We start from the raw sequence: 21,885 nt of genomic DNA, 5'->3' as shown, positions 1-21,885 counted from the left end.
TAAATTCTTTTTTCTGAGAAATTTTCTAGTTTTCTGCATTGTTTTCAGGCGGTGCTTCTTTTTCCCGTTCACGCTCGTTCAGCATTTCTGCATCTTCTCTTCCATGCAATGAATTCCATTCTGAAAATTTTTGCTTTTTTGACTTATGAAAAACAGGTGAGTATTGTCTTTTCATTGCTGAATAATATTCTTCATCATCCATTGTGAATTTCCGTAAAAATAAAAAAAGCACCCTTTTAAAAGAGTGCTTGAAATTGCCAGCGGTCAGAATCGAACTGACGACATAAGGATTTTCAGTCCTCCGCTCTACCAGCTGAGCTACACCGGCAATTGATGTATACGACTATATTGTTTTTTATTATTTATGTCAATAGAAAAACCTGAAAAATTTCAAAAATTATTTTTATTTTGGGATTATAAAATAAAACTTTTCTAAGACATGAAAAATTCCAGTCAACCCAAAAAAAATAATTTAAAATAAAAAAAAAGACTTGCCCAAATAAGACAAGTCTTTTAAATCGGGATGACAGGATTTGAACCTGCGACCCTCTGGTCCCAAACCAGATGCGCTACCAGCTGCGCTACGTCCCGAAACGAAATGGGCTCTGAGGGGATCGAACCCCCGACATTCTGGGTGTAAACCAGACGCTCGTACCAGCTGAGCTAAGAGCCCGTTTCAAGTGTCGCTATATTAACAAGTCATCACTTTTTTGTCAATAGAAAAATATGAAAAACTCAAAAAAAATTAATGCTTTAACTTGAAATTTTTTCTGTTTCGCTTGGATGTGTTTTTCTGCTCGGAAAAAGTTTTGTCAACTAGCTCGGATATTGTTTCTGTAACGATGTTTTTGTATTTTATAAAGTCTTCTTTTGTTTCCGTGAATAACTGAAACGGCTTTACTTCTAAAATTTCCAAAAACTTTTCTATAGTTTCTTTTTTAGGCCAGGTTTTTCCTGTTTCAATTTTTGAAATTCCTACCGATGTTATTCCTGATTTTTCTGCCAGTTCCTCTTGCGTCATTTTTAATTTTATTCTGTAACAGCGGATGTTTGAGCCCAAAATTTTGCATAAATCCCTAGGTTTGTCCATGAGGCAATTTTATACTTGCAGTTTAAGTGAAAAGAAGAAATCTGCAATTGCAAAATTAAGTGCTGATTAAATTGTCAGTTTAAGTAATATGTTTTTTTATTGCTGATATTTGAAAGGAAAGATTGTTTTTGCAAAACATTGAAATTTATTCTATGAATTGCAAAAACTTTTGAAACTGATTTTTTATTTTTTGTTCAAGCGGTCTTTGAGTGCTTTTCCAGGCTTGAATTTTGGTGTTTTTGAAGCTGCGATTTTGATAGTTTCTCCAGTTGCAGGATTGCGTCCTTCTCTTGCCGCTCTTTTTCCAACTGAAAATGTTCCGAATCCGATGAGCTGTACGTCATGTCCTTTTTCAAGTTCCTTTGAAACAATCTCAAGAAATGATTTGAGCGCGCTTTCTGTGTCTTTTTTTGGCAACCCTGTCGATTTTGCCATTTTTTCAATAAGTTCAGCTTTGTTCATTTTTTTTTCTCCCATAAAAAGTCAATGAGGAAATTTCAATTTCCGATTTGGCTTTTTTGAGCATATTCGCAATGAAATGAGAATATGCAGTTGATAAGGAAGTTTGCAACGCAAACTTGTGAATAAAAACTTTGACGCTATTTCAGACGAAGTTTTTATTGCACTCTCCTAATGTAAAAACTTTTGAAATCACATCGAACTTAAAAAAATAAGATCTTGGTATTTTTCAAAATGCAATAGACAAGAGTATACTTGAATATTTATAAAAACTCTAGTGCAAAATTAAATTTTTCTAAAAAATACTGAACTTTTTTGAAGTTTCGTTGACTATCCATATAAAAACTGCTAATATCAATTACCCCTTGGAGTTGCGTATGCGGCTCCCATTCTGACCATAAGGAGAAACATACGATGAGAAAGTATGAACTTATGACAATCTTTCCTTTAGAGGAAGAAAAATCTAAGGCCGGTCTTGAAACTCTTAGAGCTGACCTTGCAAGTTTCGGCGCAGAAATCGAAAAAGAGGAAGTTTTCGGCGACCGTGATCTTACATACGAAGTAAAAAAACAGAAACGCGGACACTTTGTTCTTTTTACACTGAAATTGAATCCTGCTAAAATTATTGAGCTTGACGGTAAATTCAAATTCAACAACAATCTTTTGAAATATCTTTTTGTTTTAATTGAATCAAAGAACGTATAAGACAAAAAATTCCGGAGTAGATTATGGCGACTTCTGATATAAACAGCGTTGTTATTGTAGGAAGACTTACAAGAGACGCAGAATTAAGGTATCTTAACAGCGGAACTGCTGTAGCTTCTATTTCTATTGCTGTAAACCGCAGCAAAAAAGATGGAGACCAGTGGGTCAGCGAGGCAAACTTTTTCGATGTTTCATATTTCGGAAAAGGCGCGGAAGGTATCAAGCCGTATCTTACTAAAGGAACACAAATTGCGGTTCAAGGTTCTTTGCGTCAGGACAGATGGGAAAAAGACGGACAGAAATTCAGCAGGGTAAATATTCTTGCTGACTCAGTTGAGCTTTTGGGCTCAAGGTCTTCTGGAAGTCAGAATAACGGCGGCTCTGATTCATTCGGGGGTTATCAGCAGCGCGCTTCTTATTCTCAAAATCAGTCTTCCGGCGGCGGATATGAGCCTTCTTCAGAAGCTTTTGGCGGAGACAACGCTGGTTTCCCTGAAGATATTCCGTTTTAATTCGGTTTCCGCAGTTTAAAAAAAACTCTTAAAAACAGGAGCTATATTATGGCAGACGAAAAAGAAGTAAACGAAAATACAAATGTAACACAGGAGCAGCTTCAGGATTCAGGACGTGAAGATGAAGTTCGTGGGGCTCGTGGAAAAGGAAAATTTTTCTCACACAAGAAAGTATGCCGCTTTTGCGCAAACAAGGGAAAAATTGATTACAAAGATGCAGATGGACTTCGCCGCTTTACAACAGAACGTGGCAAGATTCTTCCGCGCCGCATAACTGGAACTTGTGCAAGACACCAAAAAGAAGTTGCAGCTGCAATTAAACGTGCGCGTGCAATTTGTCTTCTTCCTTTTGTTGCAGACTAATTTTTTAGCAGTGAAACCAACTCCTGGTGGAGCTGCGTAAAACTAAAATTTTATAGGAGCTTGAAAAAATGAAAGTAATTCTTAATGAAGATGTAAAACACCTTGGAGAAATGGGTGATGTAAAGAATGTTGCAAATGGATATTTCCGCAACTATCTTTTCCCTCGTATGCTTGCAGTTCCATGCACGCCAGAAACAGAAGCTTATTTTGCTACAAAAAAGGCTGAAATTGAAGCTCGCAAGGAACAGAAGCGCAAGGACAGCATGAGCTTGAAGGAAAAACTTGAGGCTCTTGAAGTTGTTATTTCTATGCCTGCTGGAAACAATGGCAAATTGTACGGAGCTGTTACAAATCAGACAGTTTCTGACTTTTACAAGAAGAGTGGATTTGAGATTGAGCGCAAGAAAGTTGAAATTCCTGGACACACAATCAAAAATACAGGCTCTTATTCTGTAAAAGTTCATCTTTATGAAACTACAGTAGCTGAAGTAAAAGTTACAGTAAAATCACAGGATGATGTAACTGCTAAGAAGGAAGAAGCTCCTGCAAAAAAGGATGAGGCTCCAGCTGAAGAGGCAAAGTCTGAGTAATGTCTAAAATTGCTTAGGAAAAATAAAACCGTGAGATTTTTCTTGCGGTTTTTTTTATTTAGGGTTTACTGAAACCGTAAAAATGGACGAGTCGAGGTTTTTGTCGTTATTTTGCCTTGACCGTGCTATTGCAAAGAGGAAAAATGGATTTAAAAGATAAGATACCTCCTCATAATGTTGAGGCAGAACAGGCTGTTCTTGGAGCTCTTTTGCTGGACTGGAGCTCTGTAAGCGATGTTGTAACATATTTGCGAAGCGAAAATTTTTACAGTCAGCAGAATCAGCTTATTTATGAATCCTTGATGCATCTTTTTTCAGCTGGAATAAAAGGCGACTTACTGACTCTTGTTGATGACCTTACAAAAAATGGAAAACTTGAGGCTGCCGGCGGAGTAGCGTATATTTCCTCTTTAACGGATATTGTTCCCACAAGCGCGAATGTTGACTATTACGCTAAGATTGTTCTTGACCAGTCTACTAGGCGGAATCTTATAAAAATTTCCTCTGAAATAAAAGCATCCAGTTTTGATGAAACAAAAGAAAGCCGCTCTATTCTTGAAGATGCAGAGCAGAAGATTTTCAAGCTCACTGATATAAATCAATCTGCGCAAGTTCTTGCAATGAAAGATGTTGTGCCTAAAGTTATTCAGATAATCGATACGAGATACAAAAATAAAAATGCGTTTTCCGGAATTCCATCTGGACTTAACGATCTTGACAGCATGACAAGCGGTTTTCAAAACAGCGAAATGATTATAATTGGCGCGCGCCCTTCAATGGGAAAAACTGCCCTTGCATTGAGCATGATGCAAAACATTGCGATTGACCGTGGAATTCCGTGCGGATTTTTCAGCTTGGAAATGTCTGCGGATCAGATTGCTCAGCGTCTTCTTTCTCAGATTGCGAGAATTCCTGGAACAAAGCTTAGAAACGGAATGCTTAAAATAGAAGATTTTAAAAAACTTCAGGATGCGGCGGGAGAATGTTACAATGCGCCTCTTTATATTGTTGACACGCCGAACATGAAGCTTCTTGATCTGCGGGCGATGGCAAGGCGCATGAAAGTCAATCAGAAAGTTCAGATTATTTTTATCGACTATATTGGACTTATTACTAGCGAAAATCCTGATGCCCAGCTTTTTGAACAGCAGTCTGCAATTTCAAAGTCCTTGAAAAGCCTTGCGCGCGAACTTGAAATTCCGATTGTTGTTTTGTGCCAAGTTGCAAGAGCAGCAGAAGGAGAAGAGCCGAATCTTGCACAGCTTAGAGGCTCTGGCTCGATTGAACAGGATGCCGACATGGTAATGTTTATTCACGGAAAGCGGAACGACAATAAGGAAACCAATGAAGGCTATAATCCGGTTCAAGAGCGAAAGCTGATTGTGGCAAAACAGCGCAACGGTCCGATTGGCGATGTTGATGTTATTTTCCTTTCAAGCTATACGAAATTTGAAAACAAAAGCAAGGAATAATCTGTTTACAGTTTGTTTCAATTTCTGTATACTATAATCTCAAAAATTCTACGGAATTTTATGGAGGATGAAAGTGCTGATTCATTTCTGGGGAGTTCGGGGGTCTTTGCCTACGCCGCTGAAAAATGCTCAGGTACAGGCAAAAATTGCAGCCGTTGTTTCCCGTATTTCCCCAAAGGATTTGGAAAGCGCCGAGTCAAAAATGAAATTCCTTTCATCTCTGCCTGAATGGATTTATGGAACTATAGGCGGAAACACTCCTTGCATAGAACTTAGGTCAAAATCAGACGAGCTTTTTTTGCTTGACTGCGGAACTGGTCTAAGGGAATTTTCTGTTGCTGGCCGTCAGCCGGAAAGTAGGCATTATAATATTTTTCTTTCGCATTTTCACTGGGATCATATTCAAGGATTTCCGTTTTTCGGACAGTCTTTTTCGCCTAATTCAAAAATCGACATTTATACACCTTTTGCTAATGCCGAGGAATATCTTGAGCGTCAGAGCAGCCTTCCGTATTTTCCAATAAATGCTTGCTTTGAATCTGTGAAAAATCAGCTTTCGTTTCATTTTATGCAAGAAGGAACTCCAATAGAAATCGGCGGTCTTAAAATAGAATGCCACAGAATGTTTCATCCGGGAGATTCATATTCTTATTCATTTGAAGAGGACGGAAAACGCTTTATTTACAGCACGGATGTTGAGCTTCAGACTTCAGATTTTGACAAGAATTGCACAAGAAATAAATTTTTTGAAAATGCTGATGTTTTGGTTTTTGACAGCCAGTATACAAATCCGGAGGCTGCAAAAAAAGTGAACTGGGGGCACAACTCTTTTAGTTCCGCAATAGATTTTGCTTCTAACTGGAATATCAAGAACCTTTACTTTTTTCACCATGAGCCGAATTACGATGATAAAAAACTTGATTCAATTCTTGATGCTGGAAACAACTACAAAAAATATAAGTCGAATGGAAATTTAAATCTTTATATTTCAAAAGAAGGTCAGGAAATTCAGCTTTGAAACGGATTTTATATAAGATTGTTGTTTTTTTTACATGGATTCTGGCGGCGCTTTCAATTCTTTTTGTTGCAGCTTTTGGAATGTGGGCTTATGTTGTCAAGCCTGTTGATTCCGTGGAAAATAGCCGTGTTGAAAAAATCAGCGTGCCTTCTGGAGCTTCTGTAAGAAAAATCTCGCTTCTTTTAAAGGAAAAAGGGCTTGTGAAATCGGCTGATGCTTTTTATTATGCCGCAAGGTTCAGTGTTTTTGACAGAACAAAGCCATTCAGCTTGAAAAGCGGCTCATATACTTTAAGCACTTCGATGGGGTTAAAAGAAATTTACTTGATTTTGCAGTCTGGTGCAAGCGAATATATTTCTGTTGTTATTCCAGAAGGCCTTACAATGTCAAAAATTGCAAGAATTCTTGAGGATAAAAATATTTGTTCCGCTGAAGATTTTTTGTTTTACTGCAAGAATTCAGAACTTTTGGAAAAATATAAAATTCCAGCCGAGAATTTTGAAGGCTATCTTTTTCCTGACACTTATTTTTTTATAGCTCAAATGAAAGCGCAGGATGTTCTTTGCATTATGGCTGACAACTTTTTTTCTAAAACCGCAGAAATTTTAGAAGCTAAAGAGCTCTCTCCTTTGGAACTGCATGAGCTTGTTACTTTGGCTTCGGTTGTTGAGCGCGAGTACCGAGTCAAGTCTGAAGCTCCTATTATTTCCAGTGTTTTTACAAACAGACTTAAGCATGGAATCGGACTTTATTCCTGCGCCACAATTGAGTATATTTTGACTGAAATTCAAGGAAAGCCGCATCCAGAGCGCATAACTTACGATGATTTAAAGATTGACAGTCCTTACAACACTTACAAGTGGGCAGGACTTCCTGCAGGGCCTATTTCAAATCCCGGGCTTGTCGCGTTGACAGCTGCATTTAATCCTGCTAAAACCGACTATTACTTTTTTGTTCTCACAGACCCTGCGACTGGACGCCATACATTTTCAAAGAATTTTGACCAGCATAAGGCGGCGGAAAATACAAATTACTATTCAAAAGGTTTTTAAAATCAAATGCCCGGTCTGATAGCTAAAGAATCAATTGACGAAGTTGCGGAAAAAACTGATATTGTCAGCCTTGTTTCCGAGTACGTTTCTCTTGAACAGCGCGGCTCAAACTGGTGGGGCTGCTGTCCTTTTCATAATGAAAAAACTCCTTCGTTCAGTGTTTCACAAGATAAAAAATTTTACCATTGCTTTGGTTGCGGAGCTTCTGGAAATGTCTTTGATTTTGTAAAGGAGATGGAAAAGATTTCTTTTGTTGAATCAGTGGAGTTTCTTGCAAAAAAAGCAGGGGTTCAGCTTTCATATTCAAGTGGTTCTGCAAAAAGTTTTGATTCTTCAGCTTCAAAAATCAAGGATGAATATAAGAATTTGTATACAAGAGTTGCCGGAATGTTTCACTATATGCTTATGGAAACTCCAGCCGGAAAATTTGCACTTGACTACATTTTAAAGCGAGGACTTTCTCAGGAAACACTTGAAAAATTCAAAATTGGTTACAGTCCTTCAGACCGAAAATGGCTAAAGCAGTTCCTTTTGAAAAAAAATTATTCCGAAGACTTTTTGAATAATTCAGGTCTTTTTAGTAAAAATTATCCGGACTGCGCTTTTTTTTCAGACAGGCTGATGTTTCCGATTTTTGACAAGGACGGAGATATTGTAGCTATGGGCGGACGTTTTTTGCGCGGCGATGCTCAAAAGTCTCCTAAATATCTTAATTCCGGCGATTTGATTCAATATAAAAAGGGAAGCACTCTTTATGCATTTAATTTTGCAAAATCTTCAATACGAGAAAAGCGCAAAGTAATATTTTGCGAAGGCTACATGGACTGCATTGCTTATCATCAGTGCGGAATTACTTGGGCGGTCGCTCCTTTGGGAACATCTCTTACTGATGAGCAAATTTCACTTGTAAAGCATTTTGTTGAAGAAATTTATCTTTCTTTTGATTCTGACGGGGCTGGACAAAAAGCTACAAGACGCGCAATTCTTATGTGCAGAAAACAAGATGTGGCTGTAAAAGTGATAAGGCTTTCCGGCGGAAAAGATCCTGCTGAAATTATGCTGAATTTCGGGGCTGAATACTTGACGAATGAAGTCAATAATGCTATATTTGATTCTGATTATCTGTTGTCTAAACTGCAAGAACTCTATCCTAAAGATACCCCTATGGGCAAGTCTAAGGCGTCGTTAGATTTTTTTGAGTACATAGATTCTTTGCAGTCGGATGTTCAGAAAGATGCCTGTCTGGATCAGTTGTGCCAGACATACGGTATAGAAAAGGAGGCTGCTCGAAGGGATTATTTCAACCGGGACAAGGTTTCATACCGTTTTAGAAATGTAATTACGGAGCAGAAAAACCAGGCGGATTCTGAAAAAATTAAAGTAACCGCTGAACTGCAAGCTGTTATGACAGCCGTAACTGAAGATGTCAGTCTTTTCCAAAAAATGCGTGAATGTGTTTCTGTTGATGATTTGTCGGACAGTTATTCCAAGCAACTTTTTGCTGTTATGCAAGAGTGCCAGAAAAACGGTTCTTTTTCAGTAAGCAATATACTTAACCGGATAGATCAGGAAAATTTCAGAAAGCTTATAATTGAAGCTATAAGCAAAAATACTGGGCGAATTCAAGAATCTGCCGAAAGTTGTATAAATTACTTGAAAAGAAATGCTTACAAGCGAAAAAAAATGTATCTTATGGAAAAAATTTCCTCTTTGTCGAGGAGTATTTTGCCGGAAGACAAGGCTCTTTTAGCGGAACTTGCAAAACAAAAAATGGAACTTGATTTCCAAATTGAAAATTTGAAGGATTAATCAATGGCTAGAAAGTCACCTGAAAAAAAATCTGAATCAGTTAAAAAAGAAAAAAAATCACTTGAATCAAAATCAGAAAAAAACAAAAAAACTGCGGATTTAACCGAATTTGATGAATCAGAAGAAAATGACTCTGATCAAGAAGAAAATTCAGAAGATGAGGAAGAGTCTGCGGATTCCGAGCAGGATTCAGAAGAAGTTCTTGATCCAAATGTAAAAAAACTTTTGGACTATGCGTGCAGCAAGCAGATTATTTCATGGGACGAAATCACTGAAATTTTAACGCCTGAATTTGTGAATTCTCCAAAAATGGAGGAGGTTCTTCAGCTTCTTACAAAAAACAATATTCAGGTTATGGAAGAGGACAATCTTCTGGACGATGAAGAGGAGGAAGATGAGGACGACGAGGATTCTCTTTCTGATTCCGAAGATGATTCTAAGTTTGACGAAAAGCACCGTCTTGTTTCAAATGACAAGGAATCTGGAATTGATGATCCAATCAGGCTTTATCTGCGTGAAATTGGAAAAGAAAATCTTCTTACGGCAGAGCAGGAAGTCATTCTTTCAAAGCAAATGGAAGACGGTCAGAATATAATAAAAAATGTCATAAGAAATTCCGGCATGATTATTCCTGAATTTTATCAGATTTGCCACACAATTTATAAAAAAATAGATCCTCATGAGCCTGGAAAAGCCAGAAAAGAAATTAACGAGCTTATGGCTGAACGTCGCCGCTTGAGAAGCTGCTATGTTGAATATGTTAAGCCGATTCGCGAGCAAATGTCTGAATACATGGCATTGAAAAAACAGCTTCATTCTGAAGATCCTACAATAAATATTTTTTCTGATGAAAATTTAAAGCGAGTAAGAGATTTTATAAAAGAATCGCTTTTAAATGCAGATCTCCAAACTGAAGAAATTGAAACTTTCAGCGCAAAATTTATTACGGCTTCAAAAAAAATTGACGAGTACCACTTGATTCAAGAGCGCCGCATGAAAAAACTGCGGATTACGGATGCTGTTGGTCTTCGTTCAATTGGCCGTCGTCTTGCAATCAGAACTGAATCCGCAAAGCTTGAAAAAGAGCTTGCTATGACTGCTGATGAAATTCGTTCTGATTATACTGAAATTCAGAAAATTGACCGAAAACTCCGCGAACTTGAATACGATTTTGAAAATTCCGTTGATGAAATTCTTGAAATGAAGAAGGAAATCGAGCGCGGAAGATTGCAGCTTGAACAGGCAAAAAACCGGCTTATAAATGCAAACCTTCGACTTGTTGTTTCAATTGCAAAAAAATACACAAACCGCGGACTTCAGCTTTTTGACTTGATTCAGGAAGGAAATATTGGTCTTATAAAGGCTGTTGAAAAATTTGAATATCGCAAAGGCTATAAATTTTCAACTTATGCGACTTGGTGGATTCGGCAGGCGATTACAAGGTCTATTTCTGATCAGGCAAGAACAATCCGTGTTCCGGTTCACATGATTGAGCAGATAAACAAAGTTGTCCGCGAGAGCCGACAGCTTATGCAAAAATATGGAAGAGAACCGACTGATGAAGAAATTGCAGCGCAGCTTTCATGGCCTCTTGCGCGTGTAAAGCAAGTTAAAAATGTTGCTAGAGAGCCTATTTCTCTTGAAACTCCGATTGGAGAGGAAGAAGATTCTTCTTTGGGAGATTTTATTGAGGACAAGGAAATTGAAAATCCTGCTAACCAGACTGCGTATACATTGCTTCAGGAACAGCTTCGTTCTGTTTTAAGCACATTGCCGCAGCGTGAGCAGGAAGTTTTAAAAATGAGATTCGGACTTGATGACGGATATTCTCTTACGCTTGAAGAAGTAGGTCTTTATTTCAATGTAACAAGGGAAAGAATCCGCCAGATTGAAGCAAAGGCTTTAAGAAGACTTAGACATCCGCGCCGTTCAAGCGGTCTTAGGGACTACATTGATTCTTAAAGGAAATCGTGTAGACATAAAAGTCGAAATTGTGTAAAATACTGCACCTATATATAGAATTTACAAGAGGTTGCCATCTATGCAAATGACAGAAGAATTAGAAAGATTAAAAAACTTGCAGGACGTGCTTGCTGAAAAATATGAAATTGAAGCAAAAGTTGAGGAATTGCCGAAAACTCTTGATGGCAGCACGGAAAGCCTTGACCGTTTCAAAAGAGAATATATCGAAAAAAATAAGCTTTACGAAGAAAAAAAAGATATTGTCGCTCGTTTAAGAGTTGAACTCGATGAAGCCCAAAGAAAGCGTGAAGAAGGCGAAAAGGGAATGGATTCGATTTCCACACACCGTGAATATGAAATTCTTGAAAAGCAAATTTCAGAAGCGCAGGCTTTGGAAGATTCAAAAAGAAAAGAGCTTCAGCGTGAAGAAAAAAGCATGGCTGAGCTTAACGATTTGCTTAAGAGCGAAGAAGATTTGATTGCTTCAACAGAAAAAGATGTAAATGAGGCCCGGGAAAATCTTGACAAGGAAATTGCTTCTTGCAATGAAAAACTTGAGGCTTTAAAATCAGAAGAAGCAAAATGGTCAGAAGGCATTGATTCTGAAACAATTATGAAGTTTCAGAGAATAATAAAAAGAAACCGCAAAGGAATTGTCGCTGTAAAAGGAAAAGTTTGCGATGGCTGCCACATGATTTTGCCGGCGCAGTTTGCAAATGAAGTTCACCATGGAGAAAAAATACTTTTCTGTCCTTATTGCAGCAGAATTCTTTTCTATGAAGAAGCCGCTGATTTGGATGAAAACTATGTTTCAATTCATGATGACATTTCAGCTGATGACATGGATGAAGATCTTCTTGATGATGAGGATCTTATTGATATTGAGGGCGATGATTCAGAAGATTCAGATTCTTCTATCAAATCCCTTGATTATGAAAATTAAAAAAATAAGGATATGTTGATCGCGCTAAAAGAGATGATGATTTCTTTTTAGTGAGGTAAAGTCCGGGCTCCTCCGGAAAAGATGCCGGGCAATAACCGGGCGGAAAAGAAAAACTGCTGGTTTTCAGTAAAGTTTCTTTGCCGACAGAAAGTGCTACAGAAAATTACCGCCTGTAATGGGTAAGGGTGAAAAGGCAGGGTAAGAGCCTACCGCGTTTTTGGCAACAGAAACGGCATAAGTAAACCTCATTAGGAGCAAAATCATATAGCAGTTTGGTTTTCCGGCCTTATGCTGCGGGTAGATTGCTGGAAATGCCGGGCAACTGGCATTGCAGATAGATGGTCAACACGTTTTTTAATAAAACGTTCCAGAACCCGGCTTACCATATCCTTTTTTTTATTTTTGTTTGCTTCAGTTTTTCTGAAAGCGGATTTGATTTTGTTTATTGCATTTTTCGGGTGGGGAAAATGAAAGCTAGATACGGTTTAGACTTATTCTATCATAAAAGGAAAACCTTTGTCATTAAGTTTATAATCGCGTCTTTTGCAATTGTTTTTGTAACGTTGCTTTCTTTTATTTTTATAAAATTTATCGGAAACAAATTTTTTAAGCTTGATTCAGTTGATTCGATGTACAAAAACTGGTCGCTTCACACGGAAGATGGTTATAAATCTGTTTATAGTTCAGCTTCAAAAATTCTTGATGAAAATCCTTATCATAATGCTGCTCTTACTTTTTTGGGCTACAGTTCATTTATGCTGGCTGAATCAGAGACTGACAATATAAAGTCTCAAGAGCTTTTGGATAAATCGATTTTCAGCCTTAGAAAAGCAATGCATGGATGTAAAAAAGACACGCTTCCGCAGATTCAATATATGCTTGGCCGAGCGTATTTTTATAAGAACAAAGTTTCAGCTTACCATTATTATGCTGACTTGGTTGTAAAATATCTTTTGCTTGCGGTTTCAAATGGATATAAATCAGTTGATATTCCGCTTTTGCTTGGTTTAAGCTATGCGTCTCTTGGTGAAACTGATGAAAGCATTGCGGCTTTTACAGAGGCGCTTCTTGTGCGTGAAACTGACACGCTTTTGTTCAACATTGCGAAACAGTATTGCAATAGTGGGCAGGAATCTGTTGCAAAGCAGTATCTTGTCCGCGTTATGGAAACAAGCCAGAATGAAGAGCTTTTGGACGACAGCCATATTCTTCTTGGGCAGATATATACAAGTGAAGGTAATTTTTCGGATGCGGAAAAAGAATTTAATTCAATTCTTGAAAAAAATCAAAATTCTGCTGACGCGCATTACGGACTTGGTGTATTATATGAGAAAAAAGGCGATAATATAAAAGCTCGGTCTGAATGGCGCAAATGCCTGAAAATTCAGTTCAACCATAAAGGCGCGCTGAAAAAAATGTCAGGTCTATAGAAATTTGAATTTTACAGAAAAGCTTGGAGGAGGAAAAATGAGCTTTCTTGATAATTTTACAACTGATATAGGAATTGATTTGGGGACTTGCAATACACTGATTTATGTCCGTGGGCAGGGAATTGTTATTGACGAGCCTTCAGTTGTGGCAGTTGAAAAAGGAACTGGAAGAATTGAAGCTGTTGGTGTTGAGGCAAAAAGAATGCTTTGGAAGACACCTGGAAATATTGTCGCTATAAGACCTTTGGCGGACGGTGTTATTTCAGACAGTGATTCGACTGAAAAAATGCTTAAGTATTTTATTTCAAAAGTAATTCCGCGGCACAATCTTTTTAAGTCTATAAGAATGAAAATCGGAATTCCTTCTTGCATTACTCAGGTTCAGCAGGATGCGGTAATGGCTGCCGCTTTGAAGGCTGGTGCAAAAGAAGTAAAGTTGATTGAGGAAAGTCTTGCCGCTGCAATTGGCGCTGAAATTCCGATTTACGAGCCAGCCGGACACATGGTTTGCGATATTGGCGGTGGAACTACAGAAGTTTCAGTTATTTCTTTGGGCGGAATGGTTGTTACAAGTTCAATTAGAATCGGAGGAAATGCTTTTGATGAGGCGATTATAAAGCATATTCGTTCTGTTCATAACCTGATTATTGGACAGCAGACTGCGGAGCGTCTTAAGATTGAAATTGGAAATGCAATTGCCGAAAAAAATATCGATGATGATAAAATCCGGAAAATGGAAATCCGCGGAGGAGATGCGATTACAGGTCTTCCACGCCGCCTTGAAGTTGATTCTGTAGAAGTGCGTGAAGCTTTGAAAGAGCCGGTTTCAAAAATCATTGAAGAAATAAAGAAAACTTTGGGACGCACTCCTCCTGAACTTGCAGCTGATATTGTTGAGCGTGGAATTGTTATGTCTGGCGGCGGCTCAATGCTAAAAGGCTTGAAAGATTTGATAAAGAAAGAAACTGGTGTTCCTGTGTTCCTCGTAGAAAAGCCTCTTGAATGCGTTGCAAAAGGCGCAGGCGAAGCATTTGAATTGTTCAAGGATATGTCTACTCGTCGTTCAATTTATGAAAATTTGAATGACTAAAAACATCGGGTTGTTTGCTCATGGCGGGAAAATTTAAAGCTTCTATCCGCATAAAAACTGCGGAAATTCTTTTGGCATTTCTTGTTGTTTTCAGCGGAGTGCTTTTAGGTTTTTCTGGTGGCGGATTTGTTGTCAATTTTAATAAAGTTGGTTTTTCTGTAGTTTCTTTAATTCAAAAAGGAAGCAGTTCTGCGATAAGTGCTGTAGCTGGAATTGTTACATCAATAAGAGATATTACAGTTCTTCAAAAAGAATACAATGAGCTTTCAGAAAAACTTAAAGACTATGAATTCATGCAGCGCAACAATGTCGAAATCAGAAAAGAAAATGAACGCCTGCGTGAACAGCTTCAGTTTGCCTCTGAAATTGAATATAAAAATATTCCTGCACAAATAATCGGACGTGACCCAGACAATCTTTATTCTGGAATTACAATAAACAAAGGTGCTAGAAGCGGAATAAAAAAAGGTTTTCCTGTTATTGCGATTCAAAATGGAAATGTCGGCGTTGTAGGCAAAGTTGTTACAGCTGGTATTGATACAAGTCTTGTAATGCCTGTTTACGACACAAAATGCAATATTTCCGCGCGGGTTCAAAATACTCGAGATATTGGAATTGTTTCAGGAAATGGTTCATATGGAAGTCCGTTAAATCTTCAGTATATACGGAAAAGAGTTTTTGACAGCTTGAATCATGGCGATATTGTCGTTACTAGCGGAGAAAATGGAAACTATGTCAAAGATATTCCTATTGGCCGTATTTCTAAAATCAAAATTCTTGATTACGATTCATCGCTTAGCATTGAGCTTGAGCCTGTTATAGATTTTTTGCGTCTGGAAAACGTGCTTGTTGTTGACCAAAAAAATTTAAATGACAAGCCGCCGCTTGCAAAGAATTAGCGCTTTTATTGTTTGGAGAAAAAATGTTACGAGCTTTTTTTTCAAGTTCTGCCATTCTGCTTTTTGTTTCTGTTTTTGAAGCCGCAGTTCTTTCGAATATTGTTTTTCTTCCGGCTTTGCCAGACTTGTCTTTGATTTGCGTTTTGTTTTTTTCTATAAATAACGGAAAGTTAATCGGTGAAACTACAGGTTTTGTTTCCGGCTTGTTCTTGGACTTTTTGAGCGCATGTCCGCTTGGACTGAACTGCCTTCTTAGATCTGTGCTTGGATATTTGGGCGGAATTTTCAACAAGTCCTTGAATACAGAGGGATTTTTTGTTCCGCTTTTTCTTGGAATTTGTGCTACGGTATTGAAAGTTCTTTTTATTTATCTCATTTCCGTTTTTTTTCCTCTTATTGTCGCTTCGTATAAAATTTTTTCTTTCAGTTTTTTATTTGAAATTTTATTGAATGGATTTCTAAGTCCTTTTGTTTTTAAATTTTTGAGGCTGTTCAGAAACAGCATTATTTTAAAACCGGAGAACATTTTTCAATGAGCGGAAAAAATCGTTTTGATTCAGCTTTTGAAGATTCAAAAAACAAAAGCGGCTCGCTTAAAAAAAATTATAAAGTTTCATTTTTACTTGGAATTATTTCTGTTTTTTTTGCTGTTTATGCGCTGAAACTTTTTAGTCTTCAGATTTTGGAAGGTGCGCAGTATCAAACCCGCTCTGTTCGAATTTCAAGAACTATAACAACAATTGCGGCTCAGCGTGGAGAAATTTTTGACAGAAAAGCAAAACTGCCGATGGTTATTAATACAGATTCTTTTGCTGTTGATTTGATTCCAGGCGAAATTCCGCAGGGATATTTTGATACTGTTGCAACGAAACTTGCTAAATTTCTTGGAATTTCAAAATCGAATATTGACGCAAAAATTCCGCAGCGGCTTAGAAGAAGCTTTTCGCCTATTGAAATAAAGACGAACGTTCCCTTTGAAATTATTTCGAATATTGCCGAAAATCTGACTGATTTGCCTGGAGTTTCCTGGAGAAACAAGCCTGTCCGCTATTATGCTGAAACTGGTTCTATGAGCCATGTCTTGGGATACGTAGGCGATATTACAAATGAAGAACTTAAGCTGATGTACAATAAAGGCTACACTTCAAATTCAATCGTTGGAAAAACTGGAATTGAAAGGCAGTATGACAGTTTGCTTCAGGGAAAAGAAGGAAGCATAAGCCGCACAGTTGATGTTCACGGGAGAATCTTGAATGAAGATCCTGTTGTAGTTCCGCCTGTAAGTGGAAAAAATCTTGTTCTTACAATTGACAGTGAAATTCAGACTTTGGCAGAAAAAGCCCTTGGAGAGCGGGTAGGGGCTGCGGTTGTTTTAAAGCCTGCTTCCGGGGAAATTCTTGCCATGGTTTCATATCCGTATTTTGATGCCAATATATTTTCAAAAGATGACGCTTCTGTCCAATATGCAAAACTTGCTGCGGACAAAAATAAGCCAATGCTGAATAGAGTTGTAAATGCAGAGTATCCTCCGGCTTCAACTTTTAAAATTATTATGAGCACTGCGGTTCTTTCGGAAAAAGTTTTTCCTGCGGAAAAGAAGATAGAATGTCCAGGAAGAATTACTTATGGAGACCGTGTTTTCCGTTGCCATATCGGGCTTCCTGGTCATGGCTGGCTTGATTTAAAAAATGCGCTTGCCCAGAGTTGTGATGTTTATTTCTGGGTCATAGGAACTGATCATCTTGGAGTAGAGCGAATTGCAAGTTATTCCAAGGAATTTGGATTCGGTCAGAGCCTTGGAATTGATTTGCCTGCTCAAAGCAATGGTTTTGTTCCTACGCCGCAATGGAAAGAACGCCGTTACCATGAAAAATGGCTTGGTGGCGATACAATGAATATGTCAATCGGGCAGGGCTATACTCTTGCAACGCCTCTTCATGTTGCGAATATGATGGCGATGGTTTGCAACAGTGGAAAAATTTATAGGCCGCATCTGCTCAAAGAAATTCGTGATTCTTCAAATGATTCAGTTCAAGAAATAAACCCAGAAGTAATGCGTGAGTCAACTGTAGCTCCTGAAATCTGGAAAGAAATTCAAAGGAATTTGAGGTACACAATTACAGATGGAACAGCGGTTTATCCTATGCACAATACTTCTGTTCAGATTGCGGGAAAAACTGGAACTGCGGAAGTTAATGGTGTTGGAAAAAATCACTGGCATTCTTGGATGGTTGCCTATGCGCCTTTTGATGCTCCGCCTGAAGAGCAAGTCGTTGTCGCAGTTTTAGTTGAAGCTGTAAACACTTGGGAATGGTGGGCGCCTTATGCTACAAATATAATTATCCAGGGAATTTTCAATAATCAGACTTTTGAAGAATCTGTGGATGCTTTGAAATTCCGCTATTTACTGAACAGGCAAAGAGCAGCCGGAGGAAGACGCGAATGAAAATCAGATTTTTTAGTTCAATTGACTATATTCTTCTTTTGTGTGTTCTGTTTTTAATAACTGTCGGCATTGCGTTTATATATTCTTCTGGAATAAATTCTGAAGGCGTTCTTGTTTCCAATGAATATATAAAGCAGATTATCTGGTTTTGCATTGGATTTTCTGTAATGACCATAATGGCTTTGCTGGATTACAGAAGACTGGAACGATATTCCCATTACTTTTTTATTTTTATAGCGGCAATTCTTGTATATACAAGATTTTTTGGAAGATATGTAAATGGAGCTAGAAGCTGGCTTGGAATTGGGGATTTGGGAATTCAGCCTTCCGAGCTTATGAAGATTGCATTTATACTTTTTTTAGCGCGTTTCCTTGACAAGTCGTCTGCAGAAAAGCCGATGAAGCGTTTTGCGCTTGCAATTTGCATTATGATGGTTCCAATGGGACTTATACTTCTTCAGCCTGACTTGGGAACTGCAAGTGTTTTTCTTCCTATCTTTCTTTTTATGTGCTTCATGGCTGATGTTCCTGTCCGCTATCTTATGATTGTTTTTCTGACAGGAATGTTTACCATTGTTTTTGCGGTTCTTCCAATTTGGGAAACTGAAATTTTACGGAAATCTGTTCCTGTTATTCATGTTCTTTCAAATATAAAACTTAGAATTCTTGTTTTTTCAGCTTCTCTTGGAATCTGTATAATTGGAATTTTGGGAAATATGTTTTTTAAGAAAAAATACTATTACTGGATTACGTATTTCTTTGGAATTTTTTCATGTTCAATTGCTGGTTCTTGGGCTTGCGGAAAAGTTTTGAAACCTTATCAAATTGCAAGGCTTATAGTTTTTATAGATCCAAACAGCGACCCTCGTGGAGCCGGCTGGAATATAATTCAGTCCAAAACCGCAATAGGCGCCGGAACTCTTTTTGGCCGCGGATTTATGCAGGGATCTCAAAGCCATTTGCGTTTTCTCCCTCAGCAAAGTACTGACTTTATATTCAGCATTTTTTCAGAGGAAATGGGATTTTCAGGCGGAATTATTTTATTCTGCGCATTTTTTGCAATCTTGCTTCGAATTACGCACATAATAAGGCAGACTAATAATTCCTATAGCTGTTACATTGCTTCAGGAATTCTTGGTATGTTCTTTTTTCATTTTATTGTAAATGTTGGAATGGTTATGGGAATAATGCCAATCACGGGAATTCCTCTTCCGTTCCTTTCTTATGGCGGTTCAGCTCTTCTTACAAATATGCTTGCTATCGGTCTTTTGATGAGCATTAACAGCCGCCGTCTTGATTTTAAAACGACTTTATGAAAACTTCTGATTTAATTGATCCTCTGAAAATTTTTGGTTCTAAGCTGAATACTGTTCAGTCGCCATCGCGTTATGTTGGCGGAGAATTTGGAATCACTGTTAAGCCACATTCCGGGTCAGATGAATATTTTAATTTTGCAGTTGCATTTCCTGATTTGTACGAAATTGCAATGTCAAATCTTGCAGTAAAAATTATTTATAATGGACTGAATCTTCTTCCAGATGTAAGATGCGAGCGTGTTTTTGCTCCTGATGTTGATTTTGAAAATCTTTTAAAAGAAAGCAATGTACCGCTTTACACAATTGAAACTGGAATTCCGTTGTTTAAAACAGATATGATTGGCTTTTCAATTGGATACGAGCTTGGAATAACGGAAGTTTTGGCAATGCTTGATTCCGGAAAAGTTCATCTTCTTGCAAGCGAAAGAAATGAAGATGAGCCAATCGTTATTGCTGGCGGCTGTGGTGTTACAAATCCAGCTCCTTTCAGCGATTTTTTTGATGCGTTTTTTATAGGCGAAGCCGAGCCTGCGCTTTTTAACTTAGTTGAAGATTTGTCCAAACTGAAAAAAAACGGCGCGTCAAGAAAAGAACTGATTGAATTTATAGAATCAAAAAATTTTATTTGGACTAAAAAAAAGCATCTTGAAAAAAAAGTTGCAAGAAGAGTAGTGCAGTCTGATTTTGGGCTTGTTCCATCTGTGCCCGGATGGTTTCCGCTTCCATCCAGCAAGCCTGTGCAGGATCATGGCGTTGTTGAAATTATGCGCGGATGTCCAAACGGATGTCGTTTTTGCCATGCTGGAATTTATTATCGGCCTATGCGTGTAAAAAACAAAAACTTAATAATTGAAGAAATTGACCATCTTGTTTTTGACGCAGGCTACAGAGAAGTCAGCCTTAATTCATTAAGCAGCGCGGATTTTCCTGAAGTTTCAAGTCTTCTTGATATTTTAAATGAACGCTACAAAGGCTTTAATGTTTCGTTTCAGCTTCCATCCTTAAAAGTGAATGCGTTTTCACTTGATATTCTTGAAAAGCTTTCGAAAATCAGAAAAAGCGGTCTTACATTTGCTGTTGAAACTCCAGAGGAAATGTGGCAGCTAAGCCTTAATAAGGAAGTTTATGCAAGTCATCTTGAAGAAATTATAAAAGAAGCAAAGAGCCGTGGATGGTCAAGCGCAAAATTTTATTTTATGATAGGCCTTCCTCTTGGCGATTATTTTGAAGACAGAAATTCTGCTCCCGGAGCTGAAGGCAGTGAAGAAAAAGCTATTGTTGATTTTCTTCTTGAACTTCAGGCAAAGACAAAAATTCAGTGCAATGTAAATGTCGGCGTTTTTATTCCCAAACCGCATACTCCTTATGAGCGTGTAAAACAGATAAAGCCAGAAGTGGCAGAAGCGAAAATTGAATATATATTTAAAAGTCTCCCACGTGGAAAATTCAAAATGGGACGGCATAATTACAATGCGACTATTCTTGAAGGGCTTTTGAGCCGAGGCGATTTTAATGCGGGCAAAGTTATCTTGAATGCTTACAAAAAAGGTGTTCGATTTGATGCTTGGGATGATTATCTGCGCAAAGATTTTCCTTTGTGGGAAGAGGCTTTTTCTGAAGCTGGTTTTGATGTCAAGAACTGGATTTTTCATACTTGGAACGAAGAGGAATTGCCTTGGAAGTCTGTCAGCCTTGGTCCTGCGCAAGGTTTCTATAAAAATGAATGGAAAAAGTCTCTTGAACATAAGCTTACTGAAAGGTGCAGTACAGACTGTAACCATAAATGCGGTGTTTGCAATACAAAAGAAAAAATAGGGGTTTTTACAGAGCAAAAGATAGAATCAGCTTTAAAATGTATAAAAAATAATACAGTTGATATTCCTTTGCAGATGCCTGAATGTAATATTCCGGTTCTTTATAGAGTAATTTTCAATTTTACAAGAAAAAACGGCGGAGAATTTACTGCTTATTTGTCTCAAGTTGAAATTTTTCACAAGGCTGTTTTACGTTCTGGGCTGAATTTCGTGTTTTCATCTGGTTTTAATCCGTTGCCGCGCTTGGAATTTGCTTCTGCAATGACTTTGGGAATTCCTTCCTTTGAAGAAACCGCATCCTGTTTGCTTTATGAAAATATGGAAAGTTCCGACTTTGTTTCGAAAATGAATAAAGTTTTGCCTTCAAATTTGCAGATTACAGAGGCTCTTATTTTTCCCGTGACGAATATGAGAAAACGTGAATCCCTGAGCCAGGGACTTTGGGGCGGAATTTATAGATACAGTTTTTATTTTCCAGCAGGCACTTTTTTTGAATCATCACAATATAAAGAATTTCTTGAAAAAAATTCAGCCGCAAAAATTGAGTGTATTGGAAATAATGAGTATCAAGCGACTTTGCCAGTCAGTGATAAAAGTTTCCGCATTGCAATTGAATCCTTTTATGAAAAAAAGTGGTATGAAATTGTCTGCATAGAAAAACTTCATACGTTTGCAAAAAATCAAATAAACGGCTGGACTGCGGAAGATGAAGAGATGTGGAGAAAAAATAATAAGAATTTTGTAAAGTCAACTTCCTGCAAAATTGAGCAAGCTCCGGTTTCGTATATGGAGCTTTATTCGCAAATTGCAAAAATAAATATTGAGCTTATAAACAAGCGGAAAGAACTGCAAATTGAGCAGGAAGAATTTTTAAAGTTGCATCCTGATTTTAGAGGAAAAATTTAGCTAAATATA

The 21,885-nt window shown here is 37.8% G+C and carries 20 protein-coding genes, 3 tRNA genes and 1 other RNA gene; 18 read left to right on the top strand and 6 right to left on the bottom strand.

The genetic code is table 11. From position 1 onward, the window contains the following. Positions 1 to 25: 25 nt before the first annotated feature. From B4C08_RS06575 to B4C08_RS06550, 6 genes are all read right to left on the bottom strand, one after another. A complete protein-coding gene (locus B4C08_RS06575) occupies positions 26 to 175 on the bottom strand; it encodes a hypothetical protein (protein WP_296664087.1) in 150 nt (49 codons plus the stop codon). An 80-nt stretch (positions 176 to 255) separates the two neighbouring features. Further along, positions 256 to 328, bottom strand: a tRNA-Phe gene (locus B4C08_RS06570). Between the two features lie 190 nt (positions 329 to 518). Next, a tRNA-Pro gene (locus B4C08_RS06565) sits at positions 519 to 591 on the bottom strand. Between the two features lie 8 nt (positions 592 to 599). Then, positions 600 to 673 (bottom strand) — tRNA-Val (locus tag B4C08_RS06560). Between the two features lie 72 nt (positions 674 to 745). Then, a complete protein-coding gene (locus tag B4C08_RS06555; protein WP_295800350.1) occupies positions 746 to 1,090 on the bottom strand; it encodes a helix-turn-helix domain-containing protein in 345 nt (114 codons plus the stop codon). 183 nt (positions 1,091 to 1,273) lie between these two features. Beyond that, entirely contained in the window at positions 1,274 to 1,552 is a 279-nt protein-coding gene (locus B4C08_RS06550) for an HU family DNA-binding protein (RefSeq protein WP_295800347.1), read from the bottom strand. A 411-nt stretch (positions 1,553 to 1,963) separates the two neighbouring features. Between B4C08_RS06550 and rpsF the strand changes: the two genes are divergently transcribed. The 18 genes from rpsF (at position 1,964) to B4C08_RS06460 (ending at position 21,876) form a co-directional block, all read left to right on the top strand. Beyond that, positions 1,964 to 2,254 carry a 30S ribosomal protein S6 gene (gene rpsF, locus B4C08_RS06545; protein WP_295800344.1) on the top strand — a complete coding sequence of 97 codons (291 nt, stop codon included), beginning with the start codon at positions 1,964 to 1,966 and terminating at the stop codon, positions 2,252 to 2,254. Positions 2,255 to 2,277: 23 nt separating this feature from the next. Continuing rightward, a complete protein-coding gene (locus B4C08_RS06540) occupies positions 2,278 to 2,766 on the top strand; it encodes a single-stranded DNA-binding protein (RefSeq protein WP_296664086.1) in 489 nt (162 codons plus the stop codon). A gap of 48 nt (positions 2,767 to 2,814) precedes the next feature. Continuing rightward, the gene (gene rpsR / locus B4C08_RS06535) at positions 2,815 to 3,129 is read left to right on the top strand and encodes a 30S ribosomal protein S18 (protein ID WP_295800339.1); all 315 of its coding nucleotides are present in this window, start codon (positions 2,815 to 2,817) and stop codon (positions 3,127 to 3,129) included. Positions 3,130 to 3,197: 68 nt separating this feature from the next. Continuing rightward, the gene (rplI, locus tag B4C08_RS06530; RefSeq protein ID WP_295800335.1) at positions 3,198 to 3,719 is read left to right on the top strand and encodes a 50S ribosomal protein L9; all 522 of its coding nucleotides are present in this window, start codon (positions 3,198 to 3,200) and stop codon (positions 3,717 to 3,719) included. 143 nt (positions 3,720 to 3,862) lie between these two features. Next, positions 3,863 to 5,191, top strand: a complete 1,329-nt coding sequence (dnaB, locus tag B4C08_RS06525; RefSeq protein WP_295800330.1) for a replicative DNA helicase — start codon at positions 3,863 to 3,865, stop codon at positions 5,189 to 5,191. Between the two features lie 73 nt (positions 5,192 to 5,264). Continuing rightward, a complete protein-coding gene (locus B4C08_RS06520) occupies positions 5,265 to 6,209 on the top strand; it encodes an MBL fold metallo-hydrolase (protein WP_296664085.1) in 945 nt (314 codons plus the stop codon). After that, positions 6,206 to 7,261, top strand: coding sequence for an endolytic transglycosylase MltG (gene mltG, locus B4C08_RS06515; protein WP_296664084.1), 1,056 nt, complete (start codon positions 6,206 to 6,208; stop codon positions 7,259 to 7,261). Before B4C08_RS06520 ends, mltG begins: the two co-directional genes overlap by 4 nt. Positions 7,262 to 7,267: 6 nt before the next feature. Continuing rightward, on the top strand, positions 7,268 to 9,070 hold the full coding sequence (gene dnaG / locus B4C08_RS06510; RefSeq protein WP_296664083.1) for a DNA primase: 1,803 nt from the start codon (positions 7,268 to 7,270) through the stop codon (positions 9,068 to 9,070). 3 nt (positions 9,071 to 9,073) lie between these two features. Continuing rightward, a complete protein-coding gene (gene rpoD, locus B4C08_RS06505; protein ID WP_296664082.1) occupies positions 9,074 to 11,032 on the top strand; it encodes an RNA polymerase sigma factor RpoD in 1,959 nt (652 codons plus the stop codon). Positions 11,033 to 11,111: 79 nt separating this feature from the next. Beyond that, positions 11,112 to 11,975: a zinc ribbon domain-containing protein gene (locus B4C08_RS06500; RefSeq protein WP_296664081.1), complete on the top strand. Its 864-nt coding sequence runs from the start codon at positions 11,112 to 11,114 to the stop codon at positions 11,973 to 11,975. A 4-nt stretch (positions 11,976 to 11,979) separates the two neighbouring features. After that, positions 11,980 to 12,373: RNase P RNA component class A (gene rnpB, locus B4C08_RS06495), an RNA gene on the top strand. 69 nt (positions 12,374 to 12,442) lie between these two features. Next, positions 12,443 to 13,405: a tetratricopeptide repeat protein gene (locus B4C08_RS06490; RefSeq protein ID WP_296664080.1), complete on the top strand. Its 963-nt coding sequence runs from the start codon at positions 12,443 to 12,445 to the stop codon at positions 13,403 to 13,405. A gap of 37 nt (positions 13,406 to 13,442) precedes the next feature. Then, positions 13,443 to 14,495: a rod shape-determining protein gene (locus B4C08_RS06485; protein ID WP_294016051.1), complete on the top strand. Its 1,053-nt coding sequence runs from the start codon at positions 13,443 to 13,445 to the stop codon at positions 14,493 to 14,495. A gap of 20 nt (positions 14,496 to 14,515) precedes the next feature. Next, positions 14,516 to 15,394: a rod shape-determining protein MreC gene (gene mreC / locus B4C08_RS06480; RefSeq protein ID WP_296664079.1), complete on the top strand. Its 879-nt coding sequence runs from the start codon at positions 14,516 to 14,518 to the stop codon at positions 15,392 to 15,394. A 23-nt stretch (positions 15,395 to 15,417) separates the two neighbouring features. Then, the gene (gene mreD, locus B4C08_RS06475) at positions 15,418 to 15,930 is read left to right on the top strand and encodes a rod shape-determining protein MreD (RefSeq protein ID WP_296664078.1); all 513 of its coding nucleotides are present in this window, start codon (positions 15,418 to 15,420) and stop codon (positions 15,928 to 15,930) included. Then, a complete protein-coding gene (mrdA, locus tag B4C08_RS06470; RefSeq protein WP_296664077.1) occupies positions 15,927 to 17,840 on the top strand; it encodes a penicillin-binding protein 2 in 1,914 nt (637 codons plus the stop codon). Before mreD ends, mrdA begins: the two co-directional genes overlap by 4 nt. Next, positions 17,837 to 19,156: a rod shape-determining protein RodA gene (gene rodA / locus B4C08_RS06465; protein WP_296664076.1), complete on the top strand. Its 1,320-nt coding sequence runs from the start codon at positions 17,837 to 17,839 to the stop codon at positions 19,154 to 19,156. Before mrdA ends, rodA begins: the two co-directional genes overlap by 4 nt. Then, positions 19,153 to 21,876: a TIGR03960 family B12-binding radical SAM protein gene (locus B4C08_RS06460; RefSeq protein WP_296664075.1), complete on the top strand. Its 2,724-nt coding sequence runs from the start codon at positions 19,153 to 19,155 to the stop codon at positions 21,874 to 21,876. Before rodA ends, B4C08_RS06460 begins: the two co-directional genes overlap by 4 nt. Positions 21,877 to 21,885 lie beyond the last annotated feature (9 nt).

The organism is Treponema sp. UBA753 (assembly GCF_002297325.1).
Lineage (GTDB): Bacteria > Spirochaetota > Spirochaetia > Treponematales > Treponemataceae > Treponema_D.
This window is presented reverse-complemented; position numbering and strand designations above follow the sequence as displayed.

Excerpts from the sequence above, each read along its gene's own strand:
- B4C08_RS06485 (WP_294016051.1), top strand. The coding sequence starts at position 13,443 with ATGAGCTTTCTTGATAATTTTACAACTGATATAGGAATTGATTTGGGG.
- dnaB (WP_295800330.1), top strand. The coding sequence starts at position 3,863 with ATGGATTTAAAAGATAAGATACCTCCTCATAATGTTGAGGCAGAACAG.
- B4C08_RS06490 (WP_296664080.1), top strand. The coding sequence starts at position 12,443 with ATGAAAGCTAGATACGGTTTAGACTTATTCTATCATAAAAGGAAAACC.
- mreC (WP_296664079.1), top strand. The coding sequence starts at position 14,516 with ATGGCGGGAAAATTTAAAGCTTCTATCCGCATAAAAACTGCGGAAATT.
- B4C08_RS06540 (WP_296664086.1), top strand. The coding sequence starts at position 2,278 with ATGGCGACTTCTGATATAAACAGCGTTGTTATTGTAGGAAGACTTACA.
- mrdA (WP_296664077.1), top strand. The coding sequence starts at position 15,927 with ATGAGCGGAAAAAATCGTTTTGATTCAGCTTTTGAAGATTCAAAAAAC.
- B4C08_RS06460 (WP_296664075.1), top strand. The coding sequence starts at position 19,153 with ATGAAAACTTCTGATTTAATTGATCCTCTGAAAATTTTTGGTTCTAAG.
- rpsF (WP_295800344.1), top strand. The coding sequence starts at position 1,964 with ATGAGAAAGTATGAACTTATGACAATCTTTCCTTTAGAGGAAGAAAAA.
- rpsR (WP_295800339.1), top strand. The coding sequence starts at position 2,815 with ATGGCAGACGAAAAAGAAGTAAACGAAAATACAAATGTAACACAGGAG.
- B4C08_RS06550 (WP_295800347.1), bottom strand. The coding sequence starts at position 1,552 with ATGAACAAAGCTGAACTTATTGAAAAAATGGCAAAATCGACAGGGTTG.
- B4C08_RS06500 (WP_296664081.1), top strand. The coding sequence starts at position 11,112 with ATGCAAATGACAGAAGAATTAGAAAGATTAAAAAACTTGCAGGACGTG.
- rplI (WP_295800335.1), top strand. The coding sequence starts at position 3,198 with ATGAAAGTAATTCTTAATGAAGATGTAAAACACCTTGGAGAAATGGGT.
- rodA (WP_296664076.1), top strand. The coding sequence starts at position 17,837 with ATGAAAATCAGATTTTTTAGTTCAATTGACTATATTCTTCTTTTGTGT.
- dnaG (WP_296664083.1), top strand. The coding sequence starts at position 7,268 with ATGCCCGGTCTGATAGCTAAAGAATCAATTGACGAAGTTGCGGAAAAA.
- rpoD (WP_296664082.1), top strand. The coding sequence starts at position 9,074 with ATGGCTAGAAAGTCACCTGAAAAAAAATCTGAATCAGTTAAAAAAGAA.
- mreD (WP_296664078.1), top strand. The coding sequence starts at position 15,418 with ATGTTACGAGCTTTTTTTTCAAGTTCTGCCATTCTGCTTTTTGTTTCT.
- B4C08_RS06575 (WP_296664087.1), bottom strand. The coding sequence starts at position 175 with ATGAAAAGACAATACTCACCTGTTTTTCATAAGTCAAAAAAGCAAAAA.
- B4C08_RS06555 (WP_295800350.1), bottom strand. The coding sequence starts at position 1,090 with ATGGACAAACCTAGGGATTTATGCAAAATTTTGGGCTCAAACATCCGC.